The sequence below is a fragment of the Pseudovibrio sp. M1P-2-3 genome (genome assembly GCF_031501865.1).
Lineage (GTDB): Bacteria > Pseudomonadota > Alphaproteobacteria > Rhizobiales > Stappiaceae > Pseudovibrio > Pseudovibrio corallicola.
The window spans coordinates 2,317,168-2,343,249 of sequence record NZ_JARRCW010000001.1 but is presented as its reverse complement, the minus strand read 5'-3'; the positions used below and the strand labels follow the sequence as shown (position 1 = coordinate 2,343,249).

Annotated in this window: 21 protein-coding genes, 4 tRNA genes and 1 pseudogene; 17 read left to right on the top strand and 9 right to left on the bottom strand. The window is 50.0% G+C overall.

Features of this window, described 5'->3' with window-relative positions; all coding sequences use genetic code 11:
• Positions 1–8: 8 nt before the first annotated feature.
• Entirely contained in the window at positions 9–2,075 is a 2,067-nt protein-coding gene (gene parE, locus P6574_RS10190) for a DNA topoisomerase IV subunit B (RefSeq protein ID WP_310620173.1), read from the bottom strand.
• A 593-nt stretch (positions 2,076–2,668) separates the two neighbouring features.
• Between parE and P6574_RS10185 the strand changes: the two genes are divergently transcribed.
• The 4 genes from P6574_RS10185 to P6574_RS10170 all read left to right on the top strand — a co-directional run bounded on the left by P6574_RS10185 (position 2,669) and on the right by P6574_RS10170 (position 4,028).
• Complete coding sequence (locus P6574_RS10185; protein WP_310620172.1) at positions 2,669–3,592, top strand: tetratricopeptide repeat protein; 924 nt, start codon at positions 2,669–2,671, stop codon at positions 3,590–3,592.
• A gap of 161 nt (positions 3,593–3,753) precedes the next feature.
• Positions 3,754–3,830: transfer RNA gene (locus P6574_RS10180), tRNA-Pro, on the top strand.
• A gap of 22 nt (positions 3,831–3,852) precedes the next feature.
• Positions 3,853–3,929, top strand: a tRNA-Pro gene (locus P6574_RS10175).
• A gap of 22 nt (positions 3,930–3,951) precedes the next feature.
• Positions 3,952–4,028, top strand: a tRNA-Pro gene (locus tag P6574_RS10170).
• Between the two features lie 343 nt (positions 4,029–4,371).
• Here P6574_RS10170 and P6574_RS10165 read toward each other — a convergent pair.
• From P6574_RS10165 to P6574_RS10155, 3 genes are read right to left on the bottom strand one after another with little or no spacing between them, the layout of a single operon-like run.
• Positions 4,372–5,343: a HupE/UreJ family protein gene (locus P6574_RS10165; RefSeq protein ID WP_310620171.1), complete on the bottom strand. Its 972-nt coding sequence runs from the start codon at positions 5,341–5,343 to the stop codon at positions 4,372–4,374.
• A 20-nt stretch (positions 5,344–5,363) separates the two neighbouring features.
• Positions 5,364–6,251, bottom strand: a complete 888-nt coding sequence (locus tag P6574_RS10160) for a peptidylprolyl isomerase (protein ID WP_310620170.1) — start codon at positions 6,249–6,251, stop codon at positions 5,364–5,366.
• A gap of 10 nt (positions 6,252–6,261) precedes the next feature.
• Positions 6,262–8,190 (bottom strand): DUF3604 domain-containing protein, encoded by a 1,929-nt coding sequence (locus tag P6574_RS10155; RefSeq protein WP_310620169.1) that lies wholly within the window; start codon positions 8,188–8,190, stop codon positions 6,262–6,264.
• Between the two features lie 289 nt (positions 8,191–8,479).
• Here P6574_RS10155 and P6574_RS10150 point away from each other — a divergent pair, with 289 nt between their 5' ends.
• The 8 genes from P6574_RS10150 (at position 8,480) to P6574_RS10115 (ending at position 18,162) form a co-directional block, all read left to right on the top strand.
• The gene (locus tag P6574_RS10150; protein WP_310620168.1) at positions 8,480–9,289 is read left to right on the top strand and encodes an IclR family transcriptional regulator; all 810 of its coding nucleotides are present in this window, start codon (positions 8,480–8,482) and stop codon (positions 9,287–9,289) included.
• 209 nt (positions 9,290–9,498) lie between these two features.
• Positions 9,499–11,616 carry a 3-hydroxyacyl-CoA dehydrogenase NAD-binding domain-containing protein gene (locus tag P6574_RS10145; RefSeq protein ID WP_310620167.1) on the top strand — a complete coding sequence of 706 codons (2,118 nt, stop codon included), beginning with the start codon at positions 9,499–9,501 and terminating at the stop codon, positions 11,614–11,616.
• 24 nt (positions 11,617–11,640) lie between these two features.
• A complete protein-coding gene (locus tag P6574_RS10140) occupies positions 11,641–12,813 on the top strand; it encodes an acetyl-CoA C-acyltransferase (RefSeq protein ID WP_310620166.1) in 1,173 nt (390 codons plus the stop codon).
• Positions 12,814–12,840: 27 nt separating this feature from the next.
• Positions 12,841–14,037, top strand: coding sequence for an acyl-CoA dehydrogenase family protein (locus P6574_RS10135; RefSeq protein ID WP_310620165.1), 1,197 nt, complete (start codon positions 12,841–12,843; stop codon positions 14,035–14,037).
• Positions 14,038–14,048: 11 nt separating this feature from the next.
• Entirely contained in the window at positions 14,049–15,173 is a 1,125-nt protein-coding gene (locus P6574_RS10130; protein ID WP_310620164.1) for an acyl-CoA dehydrogenase family protein, read from the top strand.
• A 62-nt stretch (positions 15,174–15,235) separates the two neighbouring features.
• Positions 15,236–15,595 carry a PaaI family thioesterase gene (locus tag P6574_RS10125; protein WP_310620163.1) on the top strand — a complete coding sequence of 120 codons (360 nt, stop codon included), beginning with the start codon at positions 15,236–15,238 and terminating at the stop codon, positions 15,593–15,595.
• A 127-nt stretch (positions 15,596–15,722) separates the two neighbouring features.
• Positions 15,723–17,225 (top strand): class I adenylate-forming enzyme family protein, encoded by a 1,503-nt coding sequence (locus P6574_RS10120; RefSeq protein ID WP_310620162.1) that lies wholly within the window; start codon positions 15,723–15,725, stop codon positions 17,223–17,225.
• A gap of 802 nt (positions 17,226–18,027) precedes the next feature.
• The gene (locus P6574_RS10115) at positions 18,028–18,162 is read left to right on the top strand and encodes a hypothetical protein (RefSeq protein ID WP_310620161.1); all 135 of its coding nucleotides are present in this window, start codon (positions 18,028–18,030) and stop codon (positions 18,160–18,162) included.
• A gap of 630 nt (positions 18,163–18,792) precedes the next feature.
• Here P6574_RS10115 and P6574_RS10110 read toward each other — a convergent pair.
• Complete coding sequence (locus tag P6574_RS10110; RefSeq protein WP_310620160.1) at positions 18,793–19,815, bottom strand: IS110 family RNA-guided transposase; 1,023 nt, start codon at positions 19,813–19,815, stop codon at positions 18,793–18,795.
• Positions 19,816–19,937: 122 nt separating this feature from the next.
• Here P6574_RS10110 and P6574_RS22110 point away from each other — a divergent pair, with 122 nt between their 5' ends.
• The gene (locus tag P6574_RS22110; protein ID WP_405048141.1) at positions 19,938–20,042 is read left to right on the top strand and encodes an AMP-binding enzyme; all 105 of its coding nucleotides are present in this window, start codon (positions 19,938–19,940) and stop codon (positions 20,040–20,042) included.
• A gap of 438 nt (positions 20,043–20,480) precedes the next feature.
• Here the strand turns inward: P6574_RS22110 and P6574_RS10105 are convergent, their stop codons facing one another.
• Together P6574_RS10105 and P6574_RS10100 are read right to left on the bottom strand one after the other, a co-directional pair.
• A complete protein-coding gene (locus P6574_RS10105; protein ID WP_310620159.1) occupies positions 20,481–21,653 on the bottom strand; it encodes an iron-containing alcohol dehydrogenase in 1,173 nt (390 codons plus the stop codon).
• 426 nt (positions 21,654–22,079) lie between these two features.
• Positions 22,080–22,418 (bottom strand): hypothetical protein, encoded by a 339-nt coding sequence (locus P6574_RS10100; RefSeq protein WP_310620158.1) that lies wholly within the window; start codon positions 22,416–22,418, stop codon positions 22,080–22,082.
• Positions 22,419–22,471: 53 nt separating this feature from the next.
• Between P6574_RS10100 and P6574_RS10095 the strand changes: the two genes are divergently transcribed.
• Positions 22,472–22,951: a hypothetical protein gene (locus P6574_RS10095; RefSeq protein WP_310620157.1), complete on the top strand. Its 480-nt coding sequence runs from the start codon at positions 22,472–22,474 to the stop codon at positions 22,949–22,951.
• A gap of 220 nt (positions 22,952–23,171) precedes the next feature.
• Here P6574_RS10095 and P6574_RS22105 read toward each other — a convergent pair.
• Positions 23,172–23,216 (bottom strand): annotated as a pseudogene (locus tag P6574_RS22105) (hypothetical protein); the annotation flags it as partial.
• Between P6574_RS22105 and P6574_RS10090 the strand changes: the two are divergent.
• Positions 23,197–23,535 (top strand): hypothetical protein, encoded by a 339-nt coding sequence (locus P6574_RS10090; protein WP_310620156.1) that lies wholly within the window; start codon positions 23,197–23,199, stop codon positions 23,533–23,535. The pseudogene P6574_RS22105 and the gene P6574_RS10090 overlap by 20 nt on opposite strands.
• Before the next feature lie 79 nt (positions 23,536–23,614).
• On the opposite strand, the gene P6574_RS10085 is transcribed toward P6574_RS10090, so the two are convergent.
• Positions 23,615–25,096: an inorganic phosphate transporter gene (locus P6574_RS10085; protein ID WP_310620155.1), complete on the bottom strand. Its 1,482-nt coding sequence runs from the start codon at positions 25,094–25,096 to the stop codon at positions 23,615–23,617.
• A 477-nt stretch (positions 25,097–25,573) separates the two neighbouring features.
• Between P6574_RS10085 and P6574_RS10080 the strand changes: the two genes are divergently transcribed.
• Together P6574_RS10080 and P6574_RS10075 are read left to right on the top strand one after the other, a co-directional pair.
• Positions 25,574–25,879, top strand: a complete 306-nt coding sequence (locus P6574_RS10080; RefSeq protein ID WP_310620154.1) for an ETC complex I subunit — start codon at positions 25,574–25,576, stop codon at positions 25,877–25,879.
• Between the two features lie 83 nt (positions 25,880–25,962).
• Positions 25,963–26,039: transfer RNA gene (locus tag P6574_RS10075), tRNA-Arg, on the top strand.
• Positions 26,040–26,082: the final 43 nt, after the last annotated feature.

The following is a 26,082-nucleotide window of genomic DNA, read 5'->3' as shown; positions in this document are numbered from 1 at the left end:
CAGATCCTTTACAAATCTAGGTCACTGGTAAATGCTGCTCTTTCTTGAATAAACTGGAAGCGTGCTTCGGGCTTGTTACCCATTAACTGCTCCACGATATCTCTAGTGTCATGAATGTTATCTTCATTGATAACAACCTTTAGAAGTGTCCGCCGCTCCGGATGCATGGTCGTCTCTTTCAATTGGGCTGGTAACATTTCGCCAAGACCTTTAAAGCGCCCGATTTCTACTTTGCCGTTTTTCTTGAACTCTTTTGCCAGAAGCTGGTCCCTGTGCTCATCGTCTCGCGCATATAAAGTTTTGCCGCCTTGGCTTATGCGATAAAGTGGAGGAACTGCTAGGAATAAATGACCGTGATCAATGAGTTCGGGCATTTCGCGATAAAAGAATGTTATGAGAAGTGCGGCAATATGTGCGCCATCAACATCAGCATCTGTCATGATGATGATCCGCTCATATCGAAGGTCTGTATCCTTGTAATTAGAGCGAGTGCCGCAGCCAAGCGCTTGCATCAGGTCCGCAAGTTGCTGGTTTGCAACGAGTTTGTCACGGCCAGCGTTGGCAACGTTCAGGATTTTACCTCTTAAGGGAAGAATGGCTTGCGTGGCGCGGTTGCGTGCTTGCTTTGCTGAGCCACCCGCTGAATCGCCCTCCACGATGAAGAGCTCTGTTCCTTCTGCTTGGCTGGTGGAGCAGTCCGCCAGTTTTCCAGGTAATCTTAGTTTTCTAACCGCTGTCTTACGTGCAACGTCTTTCTCTTGCCGACGTCGCATGCGCTCATCAGCGCGCTCGATAACCCACTCCAAGAGCTTGTTTGCTTGGTTTGGGCTAGCGGTTAGCCAGTGATCAAAGGAGTCACGAATTGCATTTTCAACAATGCGGGTGGCAGCGTTGGTTGCCAATTTATCCTTGGTTTGTCCTACAAATTCAGGCTCCCGAATAAAGACAGAGAGCATTGAGGCGGCGGACGTTAGAATGTCATCACCGGTTATGTGAGCGGCTTTTTTGTTGCCAACTAACTCTCCATAGGCCTTTAAGCCGCGAAGTAGAGCATACCTAATGCCCGTTTCGTGGGTGCCGCCCTCAGGTGTTGGGACTGTATTACAATAGGACTTGGAGAAGCCGTCCCCCGCAAACCAGGAAACAGCCCACTCTACCGCTCCGTGTTTGCCGGTGGCGCTTGTTCTGCCAGAGAAAGCTTCATCAGTTACAAGGCGTTCATTTTGAAGAGATTCTTGAAGGTAATCTTTTAGTCCGCCAGGGAAATGGAATGTGGCTTCCCGGGGAACTGCCTTTAAATCGGCACACAACTCAGGTGCGCAGCGCCAGCGTATTTCTACGCCTCCAAACAGGTAGGCCTTAGAACGCGCCATCTGTAGAAGAATCTGAGGCTTGAATTTTGCGCTTTTCCCAAAAATCTCAGTGTCCGGCTTGAAACGAACCATTGTGCCGCGCCGATTGTGGACATCGCCCACATGTTCAAGCGGGCCTTGAACAATTCCTTGTTTGAAGTTTTGCCGGTAAAGCTGTCTGTTCCTGGCAACCTCTACCACCAGATCCTCGGAGAGGGCGTTAACTACAGACACGCCAACACCGTGAAGGCCGCCAGATGTTTCGTATACCTTACTGTCGAACTTACCGCCCGCATGAAGTGTCGTCATAATGACTTCAAGGGCGGACTTGTCCTTGTATTTTGGGTGAGGGTCAATGGGAATGCCGCGACCATTGTCGGTAACGGACAAGTAGCCGTCATTGTCCAAGTACACGTCAATCCAGCTGGCGTGCCCTGCGACGGCTTCATCCATTGAGTTATCAATGACTTCCGCAAATAAGTGATGGAGTGCTTTTTCGTCGGTACCACCGATGTACATTCCCGGTCGCCGGCGTACAGGTTCAAGTCCCTCCAGCACTTCAATATCGGCAGCCGAGTAGTCTTGAGTACTGTTTTTCTTGGAATTTTTAGCAGGTTCAAGGTCAAGCTTCTGAGCGCTTGCAGATTTTGAAACGGGCTTGCCAAATTCATTGCCTTGATTTGGAAGGGCTGTTTCGGCGAATAGATCGTCTCTTGAACTCATTGTCTCTCTTTAACTTGCTTATACCGGCCAAAAAGTCGGCCAGGATTCCAATATGCGCAGTAATAACAAGGTGCTACCATCTGTCAAATAGACGCGGAAGAGACCCTTGTTTTGTTTTAAAGAAACTCTCAGCGCCTTTGCATATAAGATTAATAGCCCGTTTAGAGTTAGGACCAAATAGGGAAAGGGGAAAAAAGGACATTTCTGCATTTAGCCAACAGAAAAATAGTAGCAGAAAGACTTGGAATTGTCTGTTGTGATGGTGCGTGGGTAGCCTGCTGGTCAAAGTGTAATTTGGTACAAGGGGTATGGAAGTGGCGTGCTTTGTACTTTGTTGCTCTTATGCAACTAGTCACGTTCTAAGAGGGAAGTTTCCTTTAAAGGAATGGCGAAGTTGGTTAATGTGAAATATTAGAGGACAAGGTTTGGAGACACTTGTTGAATTAGTCGCAATAAGCTGAGGAATTCATAGAAGTGTCGTAATTCCAATGTGATTTGGGGCCAAAATTGACACTATTTGAAAACATGTATGGTTGAACATGTTTAATTTGAATTGTTAGACCAAGAAGTTAGTCGGGCTGGGCATTACACTGATGAATGAAATGTATAAAGTTGGCATTCCTGTGGGGAGTTCACCTAATACAAGCCATTCTTTTTTCAAGAAAATTCAAGCTGCTAGGTCACTGTATCTTGCATCTGTCTGCTATGTCGTTCTTGGAGGATATGCTTTCGGGTTTGATGGGGCGCAGACACAGGACTCTGATCAGAATGCTTTGCAGGCTGTGAGTAATTTTGCCCAGATGTCTCCAAAGGAAGCGATGCGCTTTGGGGCAAAGGCATATTACTCGGGTGATAAAGAATCCGCTCTTAAACCCCTCCAGTATGCGGCTGAGCAAGGCGTGCCCATGGCGGCATGGAAGCTCGGCCAGATGTATGCCGAGGGTGATGGTGTGCAAGAGGATGATGGAATTGCTTTTGGTTACTTTTCTCAGGTAGCCCATCAAAGTGGGCAGGCCAATCCTGATGGCCAATCTGCTCCATTTATTGCCAACTCTCTTGTGGAACTGGGTACCTACTATCTGAAGGGGATAAAGGGGACTGAAGTTGTCGCGGATAGAAGGCGCGCAAAAGACTTATTTGCTTATGCTGCCACGTATTTTGGAAATGCAGATGCGCAATATGAACTGGGAATGATGTATCTTGAAGGGGAGGATAAGCCCCGTTTGCGCCAAGCTGCGCGCTGGTTGAAGTTGGCGGCTCAAAAAGGTCACCTAGATGCGCAGGGGCGCTTTGGTGAGCTTTTATTTTTCCAAAAAGACAATCCCCGTCTTAAGGTTCGCGGGTTATTCTGGTTGAGCTTGGCGAGGCGTCAAGTTTCTGATCAGGAACATGCTTGGCTTATCAAGTCCCATGAGCAGGCAAGGGCGCTTTCTAACGAAGCTGAACGGGCCAAGGCGGCAAAGTGGGCAGATGCTTGGCTACAAAAGAAGCAAGTGAATGTGGCGGTTGCCGACTAGAAGAATGGAATCAGGAACTTAACTCCCTGCATAGCGGCGCGAAACTATCCACTGGTGATTAGCGCATGAGACTATGGAAAAGTTATTTTTCCTATTGCGTTTGAAAGGGGAGGTGCCTATATACCTGCCTCAAGAAGACGTCGGGAGACGTTGAAGAAAAACGGGGCATAGCGCAGCCTGGTAGCGCATCTGGTTTGGGACCAGAGGGTCGCAAGTTCGAATCTTGCTGCCCCGACCATTTCTTCAATTATCCTGCTGGACGGGGCATAGCGCAGCCTGGTAGCGCATCTGGTTTGGGACCAGAGGGTCGCAAGTTCGAATCTTGCTGCCCCGACCATTATCTTCTATAACTCTGTTGGCGGGGCATAGCGCAGCCTGGTAGCGCATCTGGTTTGGGACCAGAGGGTCGCAAGTTCGAATCTTGCTGCCCCGACCATCAAAACTTCTCCCCTTTTAAATATTGTTTGTTTATGCGGATTCTTTCTCATTTTCTTGGGGAACGGCTTGAGCCGTTCACTGAATGGGCAACGGTAAACTATTCAATTTTCTTGGAAAATATCAAAATAACGACAGTTGATGTGGTTCGTGCGGAAAACGGAGTGTTTTGTGCGCGAGATGTCTGCTGGTGTGCTCTGTGTGTTCGCTGGTTGCCTATGATAAGTGTCTGGTCGATCATGAGGCCTACGAGGTGTCACTGTTGAAACGACACCTCGTAGTTTTGTAGTTGGAGCCCGCCGCGTGCTCGCCTATTTAGATGGAGCACGCTCTACAACTTTATTTCACGATATGAGCCCTGCAGCCCGTTCCATGAACCAATAGGAGGCCATGAGGCCGATGCCGGTGATCAGGACCGTATTGACTGCGCCTTGATGACGCCTGACGGGCGGGATTGCCATCATGACCAGTTTTGCGGCAACAAGGACCACTGCGATAAAGATCACCTGTCCAATTTCAACGCCAAGGTTAAAGAACGCGAGTGCGGTGAAGTGGAGGGACTGAGGCAAGCCGTAATCAGATAGAACACTGGCAAAGCCGAAGCCGTGCAAAAGGCCAAAGAAGCTGGCGAGTGCGACAGGATAGCGTTTCGTTAGTGTATCGGGGTTCTTGCGTGCAATTTCCGCAGCCAGAACAAGAATACTCAAGGCAATGAGAACCTCGATGAAAACAATAGGTACCCAAACCAGTTGCATGCTGGATACAACTAGTGTGATCGAGTGGGCAATTGTAAATCCGGTTACTGTTATAAGGAGCTGGCGGAAACTTCCTGCTATATATATGAGACAGAGAATAAACAGCAGATGGTCGTAGCCGATCAGAATGTGTTCTGCGCCCGAGACCACATACTGCAATGCCACTTCCGTGAGGGTCTTGTCATTATAAGGATGCAGGACGAATACATCTGGAGCGACGAACTGTTGACTTTGATTTCCCTCAATATCCTCCAATATCAGTAGGCTGGACAAGGCCGGATTGGCACCGGGGAATGTTATGTTGACTTGTCGCTCTGTGCGCTGCCCAGAACATTCATAGAGAACCTTTCCGCTTAAGCGGGCAGGGAGTGTTTGGGGCTGCTGCTGATTTGGATTGGAACACAATCCGCCGGACAAAGTGATGGAAGGCGCGAGGTGATCCTCCATGACCGGCGGGATTTTCCATTGCAAGGAAACTTGCGTTGGAGAAAGCTCCTGAAGCTTTATGTAAATGGGTCGCCCTTCATGTGCGGCGCTACTTGCACATGTGAAGAAACCCATGAGAACGAATAGGAAGGCTCTCAAAGTACGTCCTCTCTTGTGATGATGTTGTAATTTGAGAGCATCTTCTCATAGTTGATTTTCTTGTTATGTTCCTTGTTTGATCTCCTTATGTCCCAAAGAACAGCAGTAGCGACTTCCTCGAGTTGAGGAATGCGGGAAGGCTTGGAATCGTTGATATAAAGAAGGTGGGCGCCGTGTTCGGATATAAACGGCCCCTGCCAGTTTTCCGAGGTGGTGTTATCAAAGGCGGATTCCGCGAAATTACCGCCAAAGTGATTTGAAACCAGCGTATAGGGGCGATCTTGATAACTTCTGTTGTACAGGAAGCGGTCTCCGTACTTGGCCGCATCGGAAAAGGAGACTTGCTGGCTGTTCAACTGCGGCAGTAGGTGGGTTGCCATTTGCTTGGCCGCATCGAAGCCGTTCTTTTCACCGGAAAAGAAGATATGGGTGAAGCTCATGCTGGCTGGAACCCGGTAGGTCTCCTGATTCTCCTTAAAATAGGCGATCAGATCCTCTTCCTTGACCTCTGGCATATCCTGAAGGAAGCCAGCGGATACATATTCCATCTTGAGTATCAAGCGGCGCTTGATGACTTCATCATTACCATCAAGTCCCAATGAGAGCGCTTCATTATAAAGGACCTGATCACGCACGTAATCGGCGTGCAAGGTTTCTTTGCTCTGCTCATCTAGAGCTTCAAAATGCTCTTCTGCGTTTCCGGGAGTGAAGCTCTTGGCGCGAAATTGCATATAGTTGATCAGTGCAGGTTTCGTGACTTCAATCTGGTTTTCACTTGTCCGCTCCAATTGCTCAGGAGCAAGCCCCTGCACGGCAGAGTAGAGGAGAAACCCCAATCCCAAAAACTGGAAAAGAGGCTCCTTTACTATTGTTTTCAATGGCATAGTAATTCCGTTAGCTGTTTGGTGTGAACCAGATAGGTGAAGTGTACGCACGTTCTTGAAGGGTTGCAGGACCTTCTTTTGGCGTATTGATTTTTAACGCAAGACCATCTAGCAGCGAGTGGCGCGGGGTTGGGATTTCCAGAACTCGAGCATAATAAAATGCATGATGTTTATTGTTGAAATCGGGGTCCTGCCAAACGGTTGACAGTTCGGCCTGACCAATGTCATTTGTATACCCGCCGGTTTTCAAATCTACTGTGTTGCCCACAGGTGGCAATTTGCCATCGGGGTTCACATTTCGATCACCTGACCACGAGACATTGTAGACCTTCTCATACTGCTTACCATTTTCATCAACCCAGCCCTTAATGATCTGGACGCGGTCCAGATTGGCGCCGATCGGGTCTTTTGTTGCTCGGATCAGGAAGCTTGGTGCCTTGGTTGAAGCCATGGAGGAAGGGGGTAAGTCACTTCCCATAGGTACGCCTTGGTTGTAACCGATTTCCGGCAACTCTTCGGCATCGGCCATGCTTTCTTCAAAGTTCCAGCCGCCAAACATGCGCACTGCCATGCGTGAGCCTGTTGTCGCGTAAACTTCGCGGCGTTTGAAAGCCGCATAAATTTCTTCGCGTGTATTCTCTTTGGCCCAAACGGCTGCAAGGCCCGCTGCGGCCATTTTCCAGCCACCGGAAATGGGCTCGCCGTCCTGACCGGAGCGGCGCTTTTCGGCTGGAATTGAATCAAGAGCATACTTGCCAAGGAAGTTATCTTCTTCAGCGGTTGACAGGCCGGTGTGGGAATCGGTGGAACCGATCATGCCGAACTTGTAGGGATTCGCGCCAATCTTCTGCTCTATCTGAATACCGGTCTTCAGGGCCGAGCGTATAAAGTCACCTGATTGCGGATTGAATTTGTACTGCCCCTTCTGGATGTAGTTTGTGTAGTTTTCGAAATCAGCAAACTCATCATCAGGAGAAAGGGAAGGGTGGGTTTCCGAATCGCCCTTCACCTGTGTCACTTCCACCACAGGCTCCCAGTTCACACGGGTGCGTGCATAATCCTGCGTAATCGGGCGGCCCTTCAGTGTGGTCTCTGCAAACATATACCCCTTTGATATGTTTGAGTTGTGAGGGATTGCGACAAACCGGGCGCCAGTTTTCTTGGAGGTTTCATCCAGGAAATTCCAAAGCTGTTCCGGATATTCGCCCTGATCAGATCCGAAGGGGCGGAATTGACGGGCTTTGTCACCACCGTCGGGGGTAAAGACTACGCGGTGCAAGTTGGCGCCTGTGGGAACGGAGCTCCACTCCCAGCCGATAAAACTGGTGAACTTGCCGGGGTCGTTGTGATGCTCTGCTGCATCCACAATTTCGTGCCACGCAACGCGTTGGGTGCCGGAGGTGTCGCCAAGCTCGTTACGACTGTTGGGGTCGTCGTGATTGGGGTCGGTGATCGGATCTGAGCCCGGATTTTGACCAGCTCGCGGCATCAAGTCGGAAAACAGCTCGAAGCCACCTTCAGGAGTTGCGACGGAGTTTTTCAATAAGCGGATCACCAGCATGCGCTTTAAAGAGAGCATCATACCAGCATCCGGCTTAAGGTCTTCACCTTTCAAGATGGACTGCACCACGCCCATGCCTTCGGCATGATCTGAAACCACTAGAAAATCAAGGGGGGTTTTGATCTGAACGCGGGCACCGGTGTAAGGGTGAACAACAGGCAGTCCTTTTGCCCACCTATAGGCAGTGTCCGGATCCGCTGACTTGTTCTGATTCAAAAACGCATCGAATGAGTAGGACGTATGAAGGTGGGTATCTCCGAAAAGAAGTTCACTAGGATATTTATCGGATTGCGCGAGTGATTCGCCAGATGATGCTATAAGCGTAAATATTCCGCTTGAAATAACAAGCGAAGCCGCCAAGGAGCCACGATTAAACAATATTCCCTCCCAGAAAATGCGAAATCTATTCATGTATTGCCGGATTTAGGCATAACTTTTATCTATCATCAATAGCCGTTGCCCTGTGAAATACTGTTTTAATACGGATAAGTTCGTCAAAATCACTTGTTTTGTGCGGGTTATTCTTGACGAAAAATGATCTGTGATGAAATAATTTTCCAAGTTCTGGTCCATGTTTTAGGTGGGTAGGGCCAAACAATTCTGGATTAAGACAGGGGGCACATGTAGGTATGCACACCAGATACGAGGAAAGATCGAGGACAATACTGTGAAGAGTGAAGAAGAGGTTGACCGCCGGTTTGCAACCACACTGGCACGTGGCCTGAAAGTGCTCAGGGCCTTTCGCCCCTCTGATGACGGGTTGGGGAATCAGGAAATTTCCAAGAGAACCGGGATACCCAAGTCCTCCGTCTCTCGCCTGACCTTCACACTTCATAAATTGGGATACCTTTCCCACTCCCACCGTCATGACCGGTATCGCTTTGGTCCTGCGGCTCTGGCTCTTGGCAATGTTGCCAATGCCTCGGTGACGTTTGTCGAAGCTGCCAACCCCTTGATGCAAGAGCTGGCGGATGAAACGGGAACGCTGGCGATCATTGCTGTGCGCGATGAGCACAAGATGCTTTTGACAAAGACTTGGCGGCCCAAAGGGGGATCCACCATCTGGCTGGATGTGGGAACCCGTATTCCACTTGCCCAATCCTCCTCAGGTCATGCTTATCTTGCCAGTCTTTCCGATCAGGAGTTTGAGAACGCGTTGCAGCAGATTTTACCGGCTGATGCTAGTGTGAATGAGGAATTGCTGCGCCGGTTCCGCCGTGAGGGCTACCAGCAGATGATCAACAACGGTTTTGTAAGCCCTGCACCGGAGCAGCGCTATGCGGAAACCATCAATGCTGTGTCCACGGGCTTTAGAAGTAACGACTTTGGAGACCCGGTTGCCATTTCGTGTGGAGCGACCAGTGAAGACCTATCCACTGCAAAACTGTTCGAAGAAGTTGGACCAAAGTTGAGGGATAAGGTGCGCGAGCTTGAAAAGTCCATGGGGTTGCCACCGGTGATGGTGACACGGGGGTAAGCGCCCATAAGATTAGGGAAGTCCTAGGGTTGTAAGACCGGAGCTGTGTTCTCACATGCTCCGGTTTTTTTTAACCATTCTATAAATTCTGCATTTTAGAATAGTGTGATGCATATTGAAACTCACAGGAAAGTGTGCAAGGATTGAAACCATGATGAACGATGGTGGTGTTTGATGGGAGACAAGTGCCACTTAGGGAGGAATTGGTAATGCACAAAGGCGAAGTACGCAGCGGTATCGACTATAAAGTTGTCGATGGTGTCGCACTTTTCACAGTAAGTAACCCCCCGGTGAACGCGCTTTCTCACGCCGTTCGAGTGGACTTGGAAAAAAACCTCAAGCTTGCTGCTGAAGACGAGACTGTCAAAGCGATAGTTCTGACCGGTCAGGGCAGGGGTTTTATAGCCGGTGCCGACATTCGTGAGTTCAAGAAGCCACCACAGCCTCCGCATTTGAACGAGCTCATCAGTGGACTGGAAGACAACGGTAAAATCGTTATTGCAGCTATTCACGGTGCAGCGCTTGGTGGCGGGCTGGAAATGGCGCTCGGGTGTCATTATCGCATTGCCCATCCAAAATCATTGCTCGGTCTGCCGGAAGTGAATTTGGGGATTCTTCCAGGTGCCGGTGGTACACAGCGCCTGCCGCGTTTGGTTGGGCTTGAAAAAGCGCTGGGCATGATCACAACAGGTCGGCCAATTAAAGCCAATGATGCTCTTGCTTGTGGTCTTATTGACCAGATAAGCGAAGGGGATGATATGGCAGCTGCGGGGATTGCTTTTGCCAAGTCTCTCATTAGCGAGGGCAAGAAGCCTCGTGCCGTTTCTGCTCTGCCAGCTCCTGCAGACGATCCGGAACTGTTTGCTACATGGGAGAAGAAAGTTGCAAGGTCCGCCCGAGGGCAAAAGTCTCCGGTTTTATGCGTTGAATCCATCAAGAACGTCACGCAGATGCCATTTGAGCAGGGGTTGAAGCGAGAGAGGGAACTGTTCCTTCAGCTGAAGAACGACGAGCAGCATTCCGCTTTGTCCTATGCCTTCTTTTCTGATCGTGCCTTGGGCCGTCTTCCCGAGCTGGAAGGTGTGAAGGCTCGCGAGATTCAAACGGTTGGTGTTATTGGCGGCGGCACTATGGGTGCAGGCATTGCAACCTCCGCTGTTATGAACGGTTTGATCGTTACTCTTATCGAGCAGAACGAAGACGCGCTGGATAAGGCCTTTGGCCGTATCTCCAAAAACTTCGCCGCGGCTGTTAAACGCGGCAAGATGAGTCAGGAGCGTGCTGATAAACTGTTGAGCAAAAGCCTGCATATGTCGGCTGACTTAAATGACTTGGCAAACGTGGATGTTGTTGTTGAGGCCGTCTTTGAAAAGCTTGAGGTAAAGCAGGAAGTCTTTGGCAGGCTGGATAAGATTTGTAAGCAAGGCGCTGTTCTTGCAACCAATACCTCTTATCTGGATGTGAACAAGATTGCCGATGTGACGTCCCGTCCGCAAGATGTGATTGGCCTACACTTCTTCTCACCTGCCCATGTGATGAAGCTGCTGGAAATCGTTATCGCGGATAAGACAGCACCGGAAGTAACTGCGACCGGCTTCAAGCTTGCCAAAATCATGAAGAAGGTGGCAGTGCGTGCCGGTGTTTGCGATGGTTTCATCGGGAACCGTATTTTAACCAAGTACCGCGCAGCTGCTGAAGAAGTCGTACTGGCTGGTGCGACCCCATTTGAAGTAGATGCGGCCATCAAAGGCTTCGGTTTCCCAATGGGTACCTTTGAAGTGAGCGATCTGGCCGGAATTGATATTGGCTATATGACCCGCCAGCGCCGCGCATCAACTCGGGATAAACGGGAGCGGGTCTATTCGTACTCCGACCGTCTTTATGAGCAAGGCTGGTACGGCCAAAAGACCGGCAAAGGCTTTTATATCTATGAGGCCGGCACCCATAAGGGGGTACCGAACCCCGAGGTGAACAAGATTGTCGAGGCAGAACGGAAAGAACGAGGCATTATACCGCGTAAGTTCTCTGCGGAAGAAATCATCGATCGCTATATGGCAGCCATGATCAATGAGGCAGCCAAGGTTCTGGAAGATGGTATTGCCCTGCGTCCTCTGGATGTGGATATGACCCTTCTTTATGGCTACGGTTTCCCGCGTTGGCGCGGTGGTCCGCTTCATTATGCCGATCATGTGGGGCTGCCGAAAATTCTGGCCCGTATCGAGGAATATGCCAAGGACTACGAGTACTTCTGGCAGCCGTCCAAACTTTTGAAAAAGCTCGTGGATGAAGGCAAGACCTTCAGCTCCTTGAATGATCTGGCAAAGTAAACACCTAAAGTAGAGGTTTAACACATGCGTGAAGCTGTATTTGTTTCAACGGCCCGTACACCCATCGGCAAAGCCTTTCGTGGTGCCTTTAACGCCACGCCCGGCCCAACTCTTGTTGCTGAATCTGCCAAAGCGGCTGTAGAGCGCTCTGGAGTGGAACACGACATGATCGAGGATTTCTACCTTGGTTGCGCGTTCCCTGAAGGTGCCACAAGCCGCAACGTGGCACGCCTTGCAGCTATTCGCGCGGGCCTGCCGGTGACAACAGGTGGCGTGACCATTACCCGTTTTTGCGCCTCGGGCATTCAGGCCATTTCCATGGCGGCAAATGCCATTGTTCAAGATGGCGTACCGTGTGTGCTTGCTGGCGGTGCGGAGTCAATCTCCCTTAACCACAATATCAAGCACATTCAGGACCCGTGGCTGGCAGAGCATAAGCCTGCCGTTTACATGCCTATGATTGAAACTGCGGACATTGTGGCCAAACGCTACAATGTTTCCCGTGAGGCGCAGGACGAATATGCCTTGCAAAGCCAGATGCGCACCGCAAAGGCACAGAAGGCTGACTTGTTTGCCGATGAAATTATCTCGGTCAGCACTGTTAAAAAGGTGAAGGACAAGGAGACTGAAGAGGTTTCTGATGTGGCTGTCACCATTGAGCGGGATGAATGTAATCGTCCGACCACTACGCTTGAGGGCCTTTCCAAGTTGGAGCCTGTGCGTGGTCCCGAGCAGTTTATCACTGCTGGCAACGCCTCCCAACTTTCCGATGGTTCTGCAGCCGTTGTTATGATGGAAGCAAAAGAGGCTGAAAAGCGTGGCCTGAATCCGCTGGGCGCCTTCCGTGGCTTCGCCACTGCGGGCTGTGAGCCTGACGAGATGGGCATTGGACCTGTTTATGCCATTCCGCGTCTGTTGGAGCGTCATGGTCTCAAGATCGATGATATCGACATTTGGGAACTGAATGAGGCCTTTGCCTCGCAGGTTCTTTACTGCCGCGACACACTAGGCATTGACAACGAGAAGCTGAATGTGAATGGCGGAGCCATCTCCATTGGGCACCCCTATGGCATGACCGGAGCCCGTCAGGCTGGGCACATCTTGCTGGAAGGCAAGCGTCGCGGTGCCAAATACGGTGTTGTGACAATGTGCATTGGCAGTGGCCAGGGTGCTGCCGGTCTCATCGAAATTTACTAATATACACTTTGAATAAAGGGACACGTTATGGACCTGAATTATACGCCAGAAGAACTTGCCTTCCGCGATGAAGTCCGGGAGTTTTTAAAGGAGCAGCTTCCTGCATCCTTGGCAGAAAAAGTACGTAACCACCGCCGGATACCCCGTGAAGAATACATCGACTGGCATTCGCGTATCAATGCGCGTGGCTGGTTGAACCACCACTGGCCGGTTGAATTTGGCGGTCCGGGCTGGAACGCGGTGCAAAAGCATATCTTTGATGAAGAGCTTTCTCTCGCCCACGGCCCGCGCCTGTTACCGTTTGGCTTGACCATGCTGGCGCCTGTTATACAGGCCTTTGGTTCCAAAGAGCAGCAGGACTTCTTCCTGCCCAAAATTCTTGATGGAACACACTGGTGGTGTCAGGGGTACTCCGAGCCGCAGTCCGGTTCCGATCTAGCCTCCCTTAAAACACGCGCTGTGCGTGAGGGGGATCACTACATCGTAAATGGGCAGAAAACCTGGACAACTCTTGGACATCACGCAAACTGGATCTTCTGTCTTGTGCGGACAGATCCGAGTGTCAAAGCACAGGAAGGTATTTCCTTCCTGCTGATTGACATGAAAACACCGGGTATCACCGTTCGCCCGATCAAGCTGATTGACGGCAGTTCGGAAGTGAACGAAGTTTTCTTTGATGATGTAAAGGTTCCCGCATGGAACTTGGTTGGTAAAGAAAATGAGGGCTGGACCTACGCCAAGTATCTGCTGGCCTATGAGCGCACAGGTGTTGCAGGTGTTGGCTACTCAACTGCTGCGCTTGAAACCCTCAAGCGGATTGCGCGTAACCAGAAATGCCGTGGCAAGAGCCTAATGGAAAACCCTTTGTTTGCGTCCAAAATTGCCAAAACGGAAATTGATCTGATGGCAATGAGAACAACCAACTTGCGGGTTGTGGCCAAAACGGCGGCTGGCAAGTCTCCCGGTGTTGAAAGCTCCATGCTGAAGATCAAAGGAACAGAGGTTCGTCAGGAAATCAACGATCTCATGTGCCGCGCCGTTGGGCCCTATGCTATGCCGTTTGCTTCTGAAGCCGTGGATGAGGGTGCCAATGAGCAGCGTGTTGGACCGGAATACGCGTTGCCTGCCACCAAGGAGTATCTGAATAACCGGAAACTCTCCATTTACGGTGGGTCCAACGAGATCCAGCGCAACATCATCAGCAAAGCAATTATTCGACTTTAAGGAGACATCCCATGGACTTTAATCATACTGAAGAACGGCGGATGCTGAAAGACAGTCTGGCGCGTTTCCTTGAGGCAAACTACTCTCATGAACAGCGTATAAAGATTGTAGATGCTGGCAAAGACGGCTCGCCAGAGGTTTGGAAAAGCTTTGCCGAGCTGGGCGTGATCGGTGCACTGTTTAGCGAAGAACAAGGCGGCTTTGGTGGTGGTGGCTTTGATATAGCTGTTATCTTTGAAGAGCTGGGCCGTGTTGCCAGTGTCGAGCCTCTTCTCCAGTCTGCTTTGCTGGGTGGGCGATTGCTTTCTGAGCTTGGCACACCTGAGCAAAAAGGCATGATTGAGCAGATAATTGGCGGCGAGCTGAAAGTGGCTTTTGCCCACACAGAGGCAAACAATCGCTACGAGCTGGACTATGTGGACACAAAGGTTGAAGCAGCAGGTTCTGGTTTTGTTCTTAATGGTGAAAAGGTAGTTGTCATCAGCGGCGGCAGCGCGGACAAGCTGATTGTGAGTGCTGATGCTGGTGGAAAGCTCGGTCTGTTCATTGTGGATGGAAATGCCAAGGGAGTGACCCGTTACTCTCACGAGAATTTCGACGGTGTGCAGGCTGCTGAAATCAAGCTCTCCAACGTGGAAGTGCCAGCCGAAAATGTTCTGGGTGCAGTCGGCAGTGTGCTACCTGCCATTGAAACAGCCGTCGCTGCGGGTGTTGTGGCTCTTTGTGCAGAAGCACTTGGTGCAATGGAAGCAGCTCAAGCACTGACAACTGAATATGTGCGTACCCGCGTGCAATTTGGCCGCGCTATTGGTAAGTTTCAGGCGCTTCAACATCGTTTGGCGACAGTACTGGTTGAAATCGAGCAGGTTCGCTCTGCAGTTATCAATGCGGCCGGTAACCTTGAGAAGGAAGTGGCTATCCGCGAGCGCAACGTTTCTGCTGGCAAGTGTCTGGTTGGTCAGATTAGTAAGCTGGTTCGCGAGGAGGCGATCCAGATGCATGGCGGTATCGGCATGACAGAAGAATATGCCCTTTCCCACTTTGCCAAGCGTTTGACGCTGATCGACCGTCAACTGGGCGATGCCGACTACCATCTGGAGCGGATCACCAGCATGATACAGGCTGAAGTTGCCTAATGGAAAACGGCGATAGAAAATCGGTTTCGCCCCCACCTGGAGGATGGTCGGGGGCGAAGACAATGTTTGGTTTCGAATCCTCAGCGGACTTTGAAAACAATCAGGCCCATTGCTGGATTGATATTGATGAGCGCCACCTGAATTCCTTCGGGATCGTTCACGGTGCCGTTCACACCGCTATTTTGGATGTTGCCTTGGCTCTTGCTGTGTCGGTGAACGTTGGTCGCACGGACCAGCACCTGACTAACACAGTATCCCTTAATACCAACTATGTTGGAGCGGCGAGAGCCGGGCGCATAACAGCAACAGGACGTTTCACGGGAGGGGGACGTTCCATATTGTTTGCTGAGGGAGAAGTGCGGGATGAAACCGGCACTATTGTCTCCACCGCTACTGGTATTTTCAAGCGGGTCAAGAAGTAGGTACGCAGTCACTGCGTACCTACTTTCACTAACACACTGCGCAGTATTTGCGCGTAAAATTGCATGACTAGATGCGGAAAAAAAGAGTGGCGGAGAAGTCTGGTCCGCAATATTTCAGGAGGATCCCATGAGTCTAATACATGAATATCTTTCACCTATGGTTGAGAAGCATCCTGATCATATTGCTTTCATCGATTTTGATAAAACCGAACATAGTTTTAAATTTTTTGAGAAGGGAGTGCAGGAGGCAATCCAGTCTCTGAAGGAACAAGGAGCTCAGGCTGGAGACCGTGTCATTGTTCTTGGTGAAAACAGTAGCATCTATGCCGCCTACGTGATTGCATGCAGTTTTATGAAGTGCTGGGCTATTCCTTTGAATGCACGCATGACACCAGGGGAAGTGAGCAAAATTGTTGAGCATGCAACTCCGCGTGTGCTTGTTGTGACGCTTGATGCTTCTCCTGACGCTGATAAACACGTGAAAGAGTTTGGAACGCACGAGCATACAACTTGTTTGGGCCGGGTGGGAATTGCGACACCTTTTGAAAGTAACCCTGAACCTGTTTCTGATGACGGGCGTGAACAAGTGTTTGTTATGATGTATACAACAGGCACAACAGGTACACCAAAAGGTGTGATGCTTACACATGAAAACCTGCTGAGTACTACATCTTGGTCAGTTGATCGCCGGGAACTCACCCCTAAGGACAAGATCTATTCCATTCTGCCGATTTCACATGTGGCAGGTGTGACGACCGGCTTCCTGCCGACACTGCTTTCGGGGGCAACATGCTGGTTTGTCAACCGCTTCAACCCCGCAGATACCTGGGATGCCTTGCACAGCGGCGTCTCTATTTTACAAGGCATACCGCAGTTGCATGCCGCAATGGTGCACTATGGTAACTCTCAAGGGAAGGCCAAGCTGGAGAGCCCTTCACTGCGCTATGTCTCCTCTGGTGCGGCGCCGCTCGATCTTCCCAGCAAGAAACTTTATGAAGACTTTTACGATCTGAATATGCGCAATGGCTATGGGCTGACTGAGACGGCTTCGGGCATTTCCGGCTCCAACTATGAGAAGGGCAGTCCCGATATCAGTGTTGGCGCACCAATCCCTATTGTGGAAGTGAAGATTGCCGGTGCTAATGATGAAGGCATTGGTGAAATTATTGCCCGTGGTCCTAATATCATGAAGGGATATTACCGCAACCCAGAGGCAACCTCCGCAGCTTTTGACGAGGAGGGGTATTTCCATACGGGCGACCTTGGGCGGCTGGATGAACAAGGCAACTTGCATGTTGTCGGACGTTCGAAAGAGCTGATTATCCACTCCGGCTTTAATGTGTATCCGCCTGAAGTGGAGGGAATGATCAACGATCACCCTGATGTGTTGCACTGTGCTGTTGTGGGTCACAAAACGGAAAACAGCAATGAAGAGGTGATCGCCTATGTTACTCTCAAACCAGGTAGGGCCTGTTCAGAAGAAGAAATAAAGGGCTTCTTGAAAAACAAGTTGACCGCTTACAAAAGGCCTTCAAGGATTATCTTCGCCGATTACTTGCCCATGGCCTCTAGCGGCAAGATCTTGAAGCACAAGCTGAATGATATGTTTTATAAGGATGGAGTAGCTTAACTCGGGTTGTGCCTGCTTTTATTGATACTCCTGAAACTAAGGGAGGGGTAAAGGATAGTTTACCTCTCCCTTTTTTTGTTTGACGCCTTCCGTATATCGCGAGCAAAAAATCATTCCGACAGCTTCAATAATCTTATAAAATTCCATAATAAATTAGCCTGAGTGCCTATAGGAATTATTTAGTTCTTCCTAAGGGGAGGGGAAATATAAGCATGGAATGACCAGCTAGCGGGTCATTCCTTGAAGCCTGCCCATAAACAGAATTGCTTTCATAGATTTTGATAATGTAAAATTGAGCCTCACGCGGCTATTTATGAAGTTGTGCAGGTGCTGAAAGGTGAGATTTTTCTCAAGGGGGATAATTTGCCCACTCTAGAAGAGGGGGAGTCTCAACAGCCATAACGACGTGCTCACTTTACCGTCGTGTGTTCATAACGCCGACCAAAAACGAGGGGCGTGGTTCACGTCACCTTTAAATAGGGTCGCTAAACCTCGAAAGGTTACTGCTACCCCTGTGGCCTCAAGTTAATTTCATAGCTCAAGTAAGAGGTATATCCTTCTGTATTTACTGGTAAATAGTCCAAACTTCAGATGTTCAGATATTTCATGATGCCTGCTCGTATATTGTAATTTTTGATAATCTAATAAAGTTCCATAATCAAATTTCTAAATATTTCCAATAGCTATATACAGGATACACTGCTGCGTTGGTGAATGGATATGCTCCCAGAAGGCCTTGAGTATTCTATGAAATGTAAAATTTCCTTCATTAGAGTTGGCGAAATTTTCGTAGGAGGAAGGCATGAAGCGTATTGATGAACGCCTTTCATTCCAAGTAGAGGAGCGTCCGGACCATGCTGCGTTCATTGACTTTAACGGCAAGGAGTTCAGTTTCAGGCAATTGGAAGATGCAGTGGAGGCGGCCATCTTGACCTAGAAGGAGAAGGGGCGCATGTCAGGAGACTGGGTTATTATCCTCGGTGATAACTATTTTGCCTTTGCCGTGTACTTTTTGGCCTGTAGCAAGACGGGGTGTTAGGCGGTACCGACCAAAGGCCTCATGAACCCGTCAGAAATAAAGCGTGTGCTGGAATACGCCCGCCCGCGAGCTGTTGTGATAACGGTGGATGCCTCTCCCGAGCCTACTGCGTTACATCGTGTTCGGCGCTGCTCCTTTGGATGTATCTAGCAAACGTACCTTTGAAGACTTCTTTTGCCTACCTCTCGAACATGCATATGGCCTCACCGAAACTTGGAAGTTACACAAGAGGTTGGAGATAGAGAAGGGCACTTGCATATTGCCGGACGTATATGGACACCCCCGATATGCAAGCAGTGATTTATGAAACTTTGGAAGGTGAGGTCAGGCACTGACGTATATTCGGCCTCTATTTGCGACCTTACTCCGTCGCGGGCCCCTATGGAGATCCGTCGAACCGGTCCAATTCGCTTACGCGCACTTTAAATGTGCTCCGTCCGGCAGTGGTTTTCCGGTTCTGTCTCAATGACCATTTTCCTTAGCTTCTTCGGTCCTGCTCACATAGCTTATCAGGGAGCATTGCCATCTTCAGCCGATAGCAGCCTCCCGATAAGATTCTTTTGTTTGCAATAAAGCCCAGACAATACGGGCCATCTTGTTGGCAAGGGCGACAGCCACCAGCATAGAAGGTTTACGGTCCAACATCCGTTGCAACCATGCCCCCTCACGGGCACCGCGCAGCTTGGCCCACCGGACCACTGTCATTGCCCCGGTAATCAGAAGGCGCCGAATATCTCTTTGTCCCATCTTGGAGGTGCGTCCCAACCGCTCCTTACCTCCACTGGAAAACTGTTTGGGAGTTAGACCGAGCCAGGCAGAAAAATCTCTTCCCTTTGTGAAGGTTTCAGGCGGCGGCGCAAACGCCAGAATGGCAGATGCGGTGATCGGGCCGATACCAGGAACTGCCATCAAACGTGTCGCAACTTCCTCCTTTTCGGTTGTTCGGTTGATAGCCTTCAGGAGCTCATCAATTTTCTCCTGCAGGCTCACAATCTGATCGAGAAGCATATGACTATAGCTCACAACCGTTTCTGGCAGGTCCTGCCCCTTTGTTTGGAGCAGTTCTCGCAATGCCTTGAGATGAACAATCCCTTTTGCTGCAAGCAGACCATGCTCTGCCAGATGCGCCCGCAAGGCATTAATCGTTTGCGTTCGCTGGCGCACAAACAGATCCCGGGTTTTGAAAGCCATACAGCCTCCCTGCTGTTCACTGCTTTTGACGGCAACAAAGCGCATGGTTGCGCGGGAGGCTGCCTCCGCAATGGCCTCAGCATCTACTGCATCATTTTTCTGCCGTTTGACAAACGGTTTCACATAGACGGGAGGAACCAGTTTTGCCTCATGGCCGAGGCGGTTAATTTCCCGCGCCCAGTAATGAGCGGTCGCACAAGCTTCCATAGCCACAACAGTCGGGGGCAAGCTTTCTAAAAATGGCAACAGTTTTGCTCTGGAGAGTTTTTTGCTGAAAATCGGTTTTCCACTCTTGTCGGCACCATGTGCCTGAAAAACATTCTTAGCCAGATCAAGTCCTACTATGTAAAGTTCTTTCATGGACGCCTCCTATACAAGTGGTCTGACACCACTTTGGTACAGTAAAGCCTGAAAGGGGGTGTCCATCCCATCGGTTAAAGGAGTTGATCAATCACTCCGGCTTTAGTGTCTATCAGCCAAAGGTGGAGGGTGTGCTGAAGGAGTTTTCTAAGGACAAACTAGCACCTTACAAACGCCCCGCTCACATCATTTTCGTTAGCGATATGCCAAAGGCTTCAAGTGGCTAGATTTTGAAGCATAAACTGAATCCTATGCTCTTCAAAGATTATGGATTTTCAACATTTCACTTGATGATTCAGGTAGGAAAATAATGATAACCTATTGAAACTAATAAAAAGTATTGATTATCTTGTGAGGAAAGTTTCTTGGTCATTGGGTGTATGATGACTGTACAGCGTATCGCCGAAAAGTGAGTGCCGATTTAACGGGGGGAAAGGGGACTTATGATCTGGAGAACACGGTTGAAGAGGCCCTCAAACCTTGAAGGGTAAAGGGTTTAACAGGAGGGGGTAGCCTTGATACTCAAGGCGAAGGGTTACACACTCAGTTGCTGAACCCTTGTCATTGTCACTCCTTTTGAAAACGCTCACGAAGAGATATGTGAAAGTTGGGCTGAGCAAGTGGATAAGGCAGAGTTTGAACTCTGCCTTATGAAGGACTTCCCGTTATACGAAGGCTTCCTCTAAAATTTCTCTGGTTTTTTCCAGCGTAATAGACTGGTTCTCGCTCAGTTGAACGAATCCGTGTTTTTTGAGCTGGCTTACAACGGCTGTAATGGCCCTTGCCTTATCCTCGTTGTAATCGCTAAGCTGTATTGGCATGCCAAGGTCTTGATAGAACGTTTCAATGGCTTTGATGGTTCTTTCAGCCAGATCGTCGCCGTCTTTGAGATTGAAAACCGCTTTGCCCATTTGCTCCAGTTTTTCCCTCTTGTAGGAAAGTTGGTTACGAAGCAGGGACGGCTGGATAATGGACAGGGAGCGGGCGTGGTCGACGCCGTAGCGGGCGGTGAGCTCATGACCAATCATATGCGTGGACCAATCATGTGGCACTCCAAGGCCAATCAGTCCGTTGAGAGCCTGGTTTGCAACCCACATGAGGTTGGCACGCCAGTCATCCGTGTCGCGTTTGTCATATTGGTGTGCAAGTACTGTGAGATTGCGCAGCAAGGCTTCTGCGTATCCATCTTGCACCATCGCGCCGGTGGAGCGGGTCAAATACTGCTCGCAAATGTGAACCCAGGCATCCACAAGACCATTGATGATTTGGCGCTCCGGCAATGACTTCATCACATCCGGATCCAGAATAGCAAACTTTGGATAGACAGCCGGGTTATAAAAGGAGAGTTTGTCACCTGTTGCGCCATTGCTCACAACCGAAGCTGGGTTGGATTCTGATCCTGTTGCGGGCAGGGTGAGAACAACACCCAATGGCAGGGCTTCACTAAAAGTGTGCTTTTGCTCCAGAATATCCCAGCCAACGCCCTCATATAAAGTTGCCGCTGCAATGTATTTGACCCCATCAATGACAGAGCCGCCGCCAACAGCCAAAAGAAAGTCCACTTTCTCCTTACGGCAGATTTCTACAGCCTTATCAAGAGTTTCCACTTTTGGGTTTGCCTCGATACCGGGAAACTCGATCCATTCATGGTCACTAAGGGCTGCTTCAACCTGATCATAAATCCCGTTCTTTTTTATGGACCCGCCGCCATAGGCAACAAGCACTTTTGTATGAGAGGGGATTTCATCTGTGATGGCCTTGATCTGATTCTGGCCAAAGTGGATCCGTGTGGGGTTGCTGTAGGTAAACTGCATTGCAGGTCCTTTATGGTTTTCCAAGTCTACTTTTTAATAGCAGACAGGCAGAAACTATCCAACGTAGAAGACAAGTTCTCCCTTGCCAGATGGGCATCAAGACAGGGCAATGCAATAGGGCCAATGGTGATTAATAGTGCAATGACTTCAAAGGGAGGGCTCCGCTACTGACAATGATTGGGGCAGTGTAAGTGCTTCTCAAAATCCACATTGTAAGATGAAAAATATGAAGTGAACGAAGCTATTTTACTACGGCAGGTAATACATAAATAATCACAAAATATTCCATAATCATTATTTGACCATACGCTAGTTCGCTTAATACCTTAAAGAAACTCTCATGTTCCTTAGCACAGCAAAAACAACAGCTTATCAAGGAAGAGAAATGGGAAAATACAGCCTATTGTGGAGCTGAACGTGTCAGTGAGCTCCCATGCGTTGCCAGTCGTTCTAGCGAATGTCTCCAGCGGAGCTATTTACGCCAGTTCCAATCCCACCGCCAGTTAACGTATTACCATAGGGAATGCCGCCGGGGGTAGGTGCTTGAGGAATCTGGAGCCCAACAATAGGGGGGGCACTACCAAAGTCCGGTTGTCCGGGTAAGGGCAAAGTTCCCAGTAAAGGTGTGGGAGGCAATGTACCAATAGCGGACTTCAGGGAATCCTGTCTCAGGTCTGGAGCCTGTGGTGCTTGTATATTAGGCGTTACCACCGAGCGGGGCGGGGCAATTCTCGTTGAGGTGGTTCTGGAATTGTTTGATGTGAAAGGTGCCAGTTGGGCAATAATCAAAACCTGAGGGGAGTGAAGGAGCCTAGGCTCCTTCAGTAACTGTGAGTGGGGTGGTGGAGGCGGTGGTGGAGGTGCACCAGCTCCGGCTGGTGGTGGAGGTGGCGGAGGTGCACCAGCTCCGGCTGGTGGCGGAGGCGGTGGTGGTGCACCCGCTCCTGCTGGTGGTGGAGGCGGTGGTGGTGCACCCGCTCCTGCTGGTGGCGGAGGCGGTGGTGGTGCACCCGCTCCTGCTGGTGGCGGAGGCGGTGGTGGTGCACCAGCTCCTGCTGGTGGTGGAGGCGGTGGTGGTGCACCCGCTCCTGCTGGTGGTGGAGGCGGTGGTGGTGCACCCGCTCCTGCTGGTGGCGGAGGCGGTGGTGGTGCACCAGCTCCCGCTGGTGGCGGAGGTGGTGGCGGTGCACCCGCTCCGGCTGGTGGTGGAGGTGGCGGCGGTGCACCAGCTCCTGCTGGCGGCGGAGTGTTGGGATCACCTTCCTTCACTATGTCATTTACTGTCGCATCAGATTGGCTGCCTGATACGCTGCCATCATTAAACGAGCCGCCTGCAGTCCCGTCCAAGGGACCTGTAACTCCTTCCTGAGCAGGATTTACCAGACCAGTTTCAGCGGTAGCAGGGTTTGTTAAAGGACTTGGCCGTACGAGAGGGATTCCAAGCTGGGCACCTGTTTCTTGAATAGAGCGTCCATCCGACATTAAAAATCGGCCAGCAACCCACCCGTGCACACCTTCGCCTTCAACTGCGCACCAGCCATAATTGGGGCCGCAATGGTGTATCGTCGTGCTTTCACCCGCTCGCAAGACACCGGCAACCGGTTCTGAAAGAGAGGGGCCCGTTCTTACATTCACATCTGTGCTGGCTGTTGCAGCCGTGTCTGCAAATGAGAGGGAGGCATGCGAAAATCCGAACAAGGCACATGTGCAAATGAGCTTGGCCAGTTTGAACATTTTCGTTTCCTTTGTGGCTTCTTGTTTGGGCCAAGCTTACAAGCAACCGGTTAAGGGAGCCAGTTTACGCTTAAATGTTCTGCTTGCATCCTTAATCAAATTCAAATCTCAAATTCCCGGGAGAATGGAAGGGGAGTTGCTGCACCCTCATGCTTTGGAAGGCTTTGAATAAATAAGACAGGCCGATTTAAAAACAAAAAAGGCGCCCCGAATTGGAGCGCCTTTCTGCAATAGAGTAAAAAGTTGGAATATCAGGATAAAATCAACGTCAGGAGCCAATAAACGGTTCCGGAAAGAACAGCGGCAGCTGGGACTGTGATAATCCATGCAGCAATAATCGTCATGAAGTGGGAGCGGCGAACCAGCTTCCTATTCTTTTGTGACGGATCTTGCTTATAAGTTGACTTACCTGTTGTCTTTTGAACAAACTCCACGCGTTTCTTGGAGTTTTTCGTAAACCACTCACGGAAGAATCCCACACCGAATATGGCACCAACCGCAATATGGGTTGAGCTGACCGGCAAGCCCAGACCGGAAGCTACAATAACGGTGATCGCAGCGGAAAGGGCCACACAATAGGCTCTCATCGGGTTCAGTTTTGTGATTTTTTCACCCACCATCCTGATCAGTTTTGGACCGAACAACAGCAGACCGAACGAAATACCAAATGCCCCAATCACCATAACCCAAAGTGGGATGGCAACTTTAGCTTCAACCACGCCGGCCTGAATTGTGTGAACAATGGCAGCCAGTGGACCGATGGCATTAGCCACATCATTGGCGCCATGGGCAAATGACAGGAGTGCTGCGGAGAAAATGAGGGGACCACGGAACAGCTTACGCAAAGACTGGTTGCGGTTCTCCAGCCCTTCAGACTGGCGGTGGATGATCGGCTTCACAATTACCCACGAGGCGACAAATACTGCAAGGCCGATCAACAGTGCTTCCACCAAGCTGATTGAAATAATCTTTTTTAAGCCTTTGGTGGAAAGATATGCGGCAAAAGCTCCGGACATAATGGCAATGAGAAGAGGAACCCAGCGGCGCGCTGCGGTGATCTTGTCATCTTGATAGATAATTGCCAGCTTGATGAATGCGAGGAACATAGCAGCAATGACCCCGCCAAGCACAGGGGAAATAACCCAGCTGGCGGCGATGCTTGCCATGGTATTCCAGTCCACGGACGCAAAGCCAGCCGCCGCAATGCCGCCGCCCATAACGCCGCCTACAACCGCATGGGTTGTTGAAACCGGGGCACCCAGGATTGTCGCAAGGTTCACCCAGAGGGCTGAAGAAATGAGGGCTGCCATCATCACTCGGATAAAGACATCACTATTTGAAACGCTTGCAGGGTCAATAATGCCCTTTGAAATGGTGCTTACAACATCACCACCTGCAATGAGAGCACCAGCACTTTCAAATATTGCGGCAATCACTAGGGCGCCAACAATGGACAGTGCTTTGGACCCCACAGCGGGGCCTACGTTATTGGCAACATCGTTTGCACCGATATTCAAGGCAAGATAGGCACCAATGCCAGCTGCGGCAATCATGATTCCGCCGCCATAATCTCCGGTGACAAAAAAGCTGGAGATTCCCATTGCGGTAAGGAGAAAGACTGTTGCAATGGCTGGAGCGACGAACTTACGGCCCAAATCACTTGCTGCGCCCTCTAGGCGGGCAATTTTTTCCAAGTCTTTATCTAGACTTGGTTTTACAGGTGGTTGTGTCATAGTAACTCACGTAGGCAGCACCATCCAATTGTCAGGCATTTCCTTGCAATGATTGGGACCTTAAAGACCTTACTCAAATAGCCCACAATTAAGCCCATGGATATCCATGACATTTGGTGTAAGCGCGCAAGTTATGAACTGCTTTTGACTTCCGTTTTCCAGTGCTGTCGTTGCTGGTTTCATTCAACGCGGCTTTTATCTTTGGGAGTTTTCAGGTGCAAGAGTTAAAGCGGAGATAGAGGTATTTTGCCGTCAAAATTGGTCACACGTTTTACTCTCAGCGATTTTACTATAGTTTAATCCGCAATAAGTGCACCTTGCTGTGAGTATGTTGTGAACCTTCCCGCTTCCAAATTTACTCATTGTCCACTGATGTGTTGGCCCCGCACTCATTGACAGCTAGTATTTTATTAGACAATACAAGGCAAAGATTGGAAGACATTTTTACAAGGTTCAATAGAAGAGGCAAACAGCGAAATGCTCGCACGTATTTATCGCCCTGCGAAAACAGCCATGCAATCGGGAAAGGCCGGAACCGAAAGCTGGGTTCTGGACTACATCCCTCAAAGCCCCAAATCCATTGAGCCCCTTATGGGTTACACCAGCTCCGGTGATATGAGACAACAAGTCCGACTGAACTTTGAAACCAAGGAAGATGCTGTGGCTTTCGCCAAGCGAGAAAAAATTCCCTATCAGGTGGTAGAAGACAAGAAACGACAGGTTCGCGGGGCCTCATATTCAGATAATTTCCGCTTTGACCGTTTAAGTCCGTGGACTCATTGATTTTTAGCGTTGTTATCTGAAAAAAACTCGATTAAGAAGGCAACCACCTTGGAAGAAGGCCTCACCGGCCTTCTCACCCAAATGGCCCCTTAGCTCAGCTGGATAGAGCACCGGCCTTCTAAGCCGACGGTCGCAGGTTCGAATCCTGCAGGGGTCACCATTCTTTTCAATGTGTTAGCAATAAACGTCAGGGTAAAGTTTTA

Coding starts and splice junctions, on each gene's coding strand:
- P6574_RS10185 (WP_310620172.1), top strand. CDS start 2,669: ATGAATGAAATGTATAAAGTTGGCATTCCTGTGGGGAGTTCACCTAAT.
- P6574_RS10160 (WP_310620170.1), bottom strand. CDS start 6,251: ATGCCATTGAAAACAATAGTAAAGGAGCCTCTTTTCCAGTTTTTGGGA.
- P6574_RS10135 (WP_310620165.1), top strand. CDS start 12,841: ATGGACCTGAATTATACGCCAGAAGAACTTGCCTTCCGCGATGAAGTC.
- P6574_RS10140 (WP_310620166.1), top strand. CDS start 11,641: ATGCGTGAAGCTGTATTTGTTTCAACGGCCCGTACACCCATCGGCAAA.
- P6574_RS10145 (WP_310620167.1), top strand. CDS start 9,499: ATGCACAAAGGCGAAGTACGCAGCGGTATCGACTATAAAGTTGTCGAT.
- P6574_RS10115 (WP_310620161.1), top strand. CDS start 18,028: ATGAAGCGTATTGATGAACGCCTTTCATTCCAAGTAGAGGAGCGTCCG.
- P6574_RS10125 (WP_310620163.1), top strand. CDS start 15,236: ATGTTTGGTTTCGAATCCTCAGCGGACTTTGAAAACAATCAGGCCCAT.
- P6574_RS10085 (WP_310620155.1), bottom strand. CDS start 25,096: ATGACACAACCACCTGTAAAACCAAGTCTAGATAAAGACTTGGAAAAA.
- parE (WP_310620173.1), bottom strand. CDS start 2,075: ATGAGTTCAAGAGACGATCTATTCGCCGAAACAGCCCTTCCAAATCAA.
- P6574_RS10080 (WP_310620154.1), top strand. CDS start 25,574: ATGCTCGCACGTATTTATCGCCCTGCGAAAACAGCCATGCAATCGGGA.
- P6574_RS10130 (WP_310620164.1), top strand. CDS start 14,049: ATGGACTTTAATCATACTGAAGAACGGCGGATGCTGAAAGACAGTCTG.
- P6574_RS10120 (WP_310620162.1), top strand. CDS start 15,723: ATGAGTCTAATACATGAATATCTTTCACCTATGGTTGAGAAGCATCCT.
- P6574_RS10165 (WP_310620171.1), bottom strand. CDS start 5,343: ATGGGTTTCTTCACATGTGCAAGTAGCGCCGCACATGAAGGGCGACCC.
- P6574_RS10110 (WP_310620160.1), bottom strand. CDS start 19,815: ATGAAAGAACTTTACATAGTAGGACTTGATCTGGCTAAGAATGTTTTT.